Source organism: Desulfosarcina sp. (assembly GCF_041551955.1).
Lineage (GTDB): Bacteria > Desulfobacterota > Desulfobacteria > Desulfobacterales > Desulfosarcinaceae > Desulfosarcina.
The window spans coordinates 1-3,905 of the sequence record NZ_JBFELV010000466.1; the positions used below are offsets into that span (position 1 = coordinate 1).

The 3,905-nt window shown below is 55.0% G+C and carries 5 protein-coding genes; 2 read left to right on the top strand and 3 right to left on the bottom strand.

Features of this window, described 5'->3' with window-relative positions:
* Together ABYV26_RS22550 and ABYV26_RS22555 are read right to left on the bottom strand one after the other, a co-directional pair.
* Positions 1 to 481 (bottom strand): mechanosensitive ion channel family protein (locus ABYV26_RS22550; RefSeq protein WP_372683608.1); only part of this gene is annotated, 481 nt, incomplete at its 3' end.
* Between the two features lie 41 nt (positions 482 to 522).
* Positions 523 to 708, bottom strand: coding sequence for a hypothetical protein (locus tag ABYV26_RS22555; RefSeq protein ID WP_372683609.1), 186 nt, complete (start codon positions 706 to 708; stop codon positions 523 to 525).
* Between the two features lie 349 nt (positions 709 to 1,057).
* On the opposite strand from ABYV26_RS22555, the gene ABYV26_RS22560 reads away from it, so the two are divergent.
* Together ABYV26_RS22560 and ABYV26_RS22565 are read left to right on the top strand one after the other, a co-directional pair.
* A complete protein-coding gene (locus ABYV26_RS22560) occupies positions 1,058 to 2,035 on the top strand; it encodes a zinc transporter ZntB (RefSeq protein ID WP_372683610.1) in 978 nt (325 codons plus the stop codon).
* 552 nt (positions 2,036 to 2,587) lie between these two features.
* Entirely contained in the window at positions 2,588 to 2,995 is a 408-nt protein-coding gene (locus tag ABYV26_RS22565; protein ID WP_372683611.1) for a response regulator, read from the top strand.
* A gap of 281 nt (positions 2,996 to 3,276) precedes the next feature.
* Here the strand turns inward: ABYV26_RS22565 and ABYV26_RS22570 are convergent.
* A partial coding sequence (locus ABYV26_RS22570; RefSeq protein ID WP_372683612.1) for a tRNA (adenosine(37)-N6)-threonylcarbamoyltransferase complex transferase subunit TsaD occupies positions 3,277 to 3,905 on the bottom strand: 629 nt, incomplete at its 5' end.

A 3,905-nucleotide genomic window follows, 5' to 3' on the forward strand; every position in this document is an offset into this window, starting at 1 on the left:
GGCCGTGCAAGTTGATCAGCGTGGTGAATCGGAGGCCGATGTTGTCGACCCTGCCGATTTCATCGCCCAGTTTGACCACATCCCCGATATTGAGTGCATCCGAAAAAATCAGCGTCAGACCGATCACCAGATCCTGCACAAATCCCTGTAGACCAAAACCGACAGCCAATCCGATGACCGTTGCACTGGCAAAATAGGTCGTCAGTGAAATTTTAAATTCGCGCAGCACCATACCGACGGCCACGAAATAAATCGTAAACGTCACGGCACTGACCAAGATGGTGATGATGGTGGCAATCTTGGGGTATCTGCGGGTCAGGTTTGCTTCCGATGCCGCTTCACTGTCTACCTTCATGGTCAGCAGATATTGACTGAACCGGCGGATGGCCTTGACGAAGAAGTGGGCGGCAATCGCCAAAACGACGATGAGAAGAATTCTCAACATCGGGTTGATTTGGGATAGGATGTCTGCCAGTTTCATTTTTTTGCCTATTCATCGATTCGATGGGTCTGGCGGGCAAGTCAGGGTTCGATTCCCACCCTTGATTCGCATCGTTTCGGTTTCAACAGGCGGTGTTCGATCCGGCTGAGCTCCGCCGGTTTGCCTGCCAGGGACAACAATGATTTAATTTCATCCTCGCTGTGAACCGCGTCGTGTTCGGAAACACCGTTGACGCCGATTTTCAATAAAAAGGAGTCGGAAATCATCAGACGAAAAAACATAACCCTTGAGCGACATTCACTCAAGCAAAAATCCGCAAGCAGATGCAGTTTGCAGGGAAAGGCGTCTCTTCAGCTTCCGTTTGGTGGGATGCGGTGATCCCCGTGCAATGCCGGCCAGAATAAAGATGAACGGATCTTTATCAGGAATAATTCTGGTATAGAATTATGCTGACAATTGTGCTGAAATAGGAACCGTCATCAAATAAAAGATTGTTGACGTCAACCTATGCCATCCGCACCCATTGGATGCAACCACAAATAGCAGCGTGGTTGAATCTGTAATGATCGTCCGAGAAATGGATGAAGAACAACACCGCAATCTGGGAGGGGAATGATGAGTGAGGCGTCCAACGGACTGGTGTATGGCTATCGGCTGGGAAGCGGAAAGCTTGATAATGCGCTGACATGGGCCGATGTCGACGCCTGGCGGCCGGAACAGGGACTGTTGTGGATTCACCTGGATGCCGACCACGAATCGGTTCTGCAATGGCTGACGGAAAATAGCGGATTGAGCCCGCTGGTCACCGAGGCGTTGCTGGAGGTCGGGACCCGGCCCCGCAGTGTGGTTCAAGAATCGGGTGTGCTGGCGATTTTCAGGGGGGTCAACTGCAACCCCGGTGCAGATCCCGAGGATATGGTGGCCATGCGCATGTTCGTCACCGAACAGCGCGTCATCACCATGCGGCGGAGCCGCCTCATGGCGGTCCAGGACATCCACGAGTCGCTGCGTTCAGGCCGGGGACCCACCACTGCCGGGGAGTTTTTCGTCTGCGTGGTGGACCGGATCACCGAACGCATCGGTGAGATTGTCGCGGATATCGAAGACCGGGTGGCCGAGGTGGAGGACACCATCGTCAGCGCCCAGAGTGCTGAATTGCGGCCCCGGCTGGCCGAACTGCGACGCCAGAGCATCAGCCTCAGGCGCTACATCGCCCCCCAGCGTGACCTGCTGGCCCGCCTGGTCCACGAGCGGATCGCCTGGCTGTCCGAACCGGACCGAGTACTGCTGCGCGAAATCGCCGAACGCACAGCCCGTTATGTGGAGGATATCGATGCGGCCCGGGAGCGGGCGCTCATCGCCCAGGAGGAGTTGAACAACCGGCTCTCCGAGCAGATGAACCGGGCCATGTACACCCTGTCCATTGTGGCGGCGATTTTCCTTCCCCTGGGGCTGCTGACGGGGTTGCTGGGGATCAACGTCGGCGGGATTCCCGGGACGGAAAGCCCCTGGGCGTTTCTGATCGTGACGGTTTTTCTGTTTGTTATGGCCGTCGTCCTGATCGCGTGGTTCAAGAAATTGAAATGGCTTTAACGCCTACGTTCCGACCGACCCTCGGACTCGCCGCGGTCATCGGTTCCGGGCAGCTCATCCAACCGACGCCATGGTTTTATGCAACGTTCGCCTTCATCCAAACCAGGACTGTTCCTCGGAGGAGGGCCTGCAGAAATTAACGCGGCTGTGGAAAAAGACAGAAAAAAGCAGATTGGTTGAGATCCTTCAGTGATCGTTGGCTGTCAATAACTTGTTAATAACTGCTATAATGTATCGTTAACACCGGATAAAATTGCGTACCCGGAAAAACAGCTGCTGCCAAGGCATCACGCTGTCAAGCGTTTAAAAAAATGTTTGATAACGGTAAGATACAAATTGTTGATAACGCCGGAATTTTAGCACATCAAATCTGCCTTCATCCGCGTTGACATCAATCACCTATATATTCCAAATTGGGGACATTCGTTCAGGGGTCGAACCCGGGTAATAAATTGTTGCTGCCGTTCCCATCCCCTGAAGCTGGCCCGCTGTTCATGACGATTCGCCGCAAATTCTCCAAAAACCCTGATTAACTATGCAGAAAGTGGTGTAATGAATCGTATTTTGGTTATTGACGACGAGTCGTGCATTCTGGACCTGATTCGCGAAGCGCTCACGAAATTCGGCTACACGGTTGAAACCGCGTCCAATGGGCGGCAGGGGGTACAGCGCCTAAAAGATGCCTCCTTCGACCTGGTTTTGACTGACATGTGCATGCCGGATCTGGACGGCGCCTCTATCGTTCGCCACGTTCGACGTTCCAGCCGCCCCCTTACCCCCGTTATTGGCATTTCCGGCACACCCTGGTTGCTGGAAGGAGCTGATTGCGATGCGATTCTGTCCAAACCATTTCCCTTGCAGGCGTTAGTCGATACGGTTAAACAGCTGACACGGATAAGCCTGTCAGCTACCCCTGCGCCCACCATCTTCCCCCTATCGATCAGTGCGCAACCGGTTTAATATACAGTGCCCCATCCAGAAACGGTTAGTTTGCCCGAAATGCTTGAAAAAAAGGATCAAAGGCGTCGCTATGTCGATCACGTGGGACCCGTCGTGAGCTCTGCGACGGTCTACCAAAAGGTGATGGCGACCTTCGCCACCGCCATGACACCGTATGCGACGGGCTTCAATCCAGCCAACTTTTGAATTTTGGTGAGATCTCGCAGAAAATGCGGAGAATCAAATGGGACGCAGAATGTCGGTTGACCCAATCTGCGTGATCTGATCTTTTCCCTCAGCCCTCAGTTGCCCGGTCTGAATTTGACACGTGAGTAGACATCGTCATCCATGTCGGCGCGCTCACCGGCATGGAGCCGGTGGTAGCCCACTGCGGCCACCATGGCGGCATTGTCCCCACACAGGTCGAGGGAAGGAATATGGACGGTGATGCCGACCTCGGCGGCATCGCGGGTGACGACCGTGCGCAGGCCCTGGTTGGCGGCCACTCCGCCCACCACAGCCAGATGGCGGCAGCCTTTTTCCCTTGCCGCGCGGATGACCTTGTATGACAGCACCTCAACCACCGCGGCCTGAAATCCAGCGGCGATGTGGGCCTGATCCTCCCGATAGGTTTCCGGGTGGGTCTGGACATGTCGGCTGACCGCCGATTTGATCCCACTGAAGGAAAAATCAAATTGGTCCTTATCGAGAAACGGACGAGTGAAATAAAATTTTTCCGGGTCGCCCTGAGCCGCCAGTCGATCGATCACCTCCCCGCCGGGATAGCCCAACCCCAGCATTTTGGCCACTTTGTCATAGGCCTCGCCGGCCGCGTCATCCCGGGTTTGCCCCAACGGGTCAAAGTTCCGGTACGAGGTGACGTGGTAGATGCTGGTGTGGCCCCCGGAAACCAGCAGCGCCACGAAGGGGA

Excerpts from the sequence above, each read along its gene's own strand:
- ABYV26_RS22555 (WP_372683609.1), bottom strand. The coding sequence starts at position 708 with ATGATTTCCGACTCCTTTTTATTGAAAATCGGCGTCAACGGTGTTTCC.
- ABYV26_RS22560 (WP_372683610.1), top strand. The coding sequence starts at position 1,058 with ATGAGTGAGGCGTCCAACGGACTGGTGTATGGCTATCGGCTGGGAAGC.
- ABYV26_RS22565 (WP_372683611.1), top strand. The coding sequence starts at position 2,588 with ATGAATCGTATTTTGGTTATTGACGACGAGTCGTGCATTCTGGACCTG.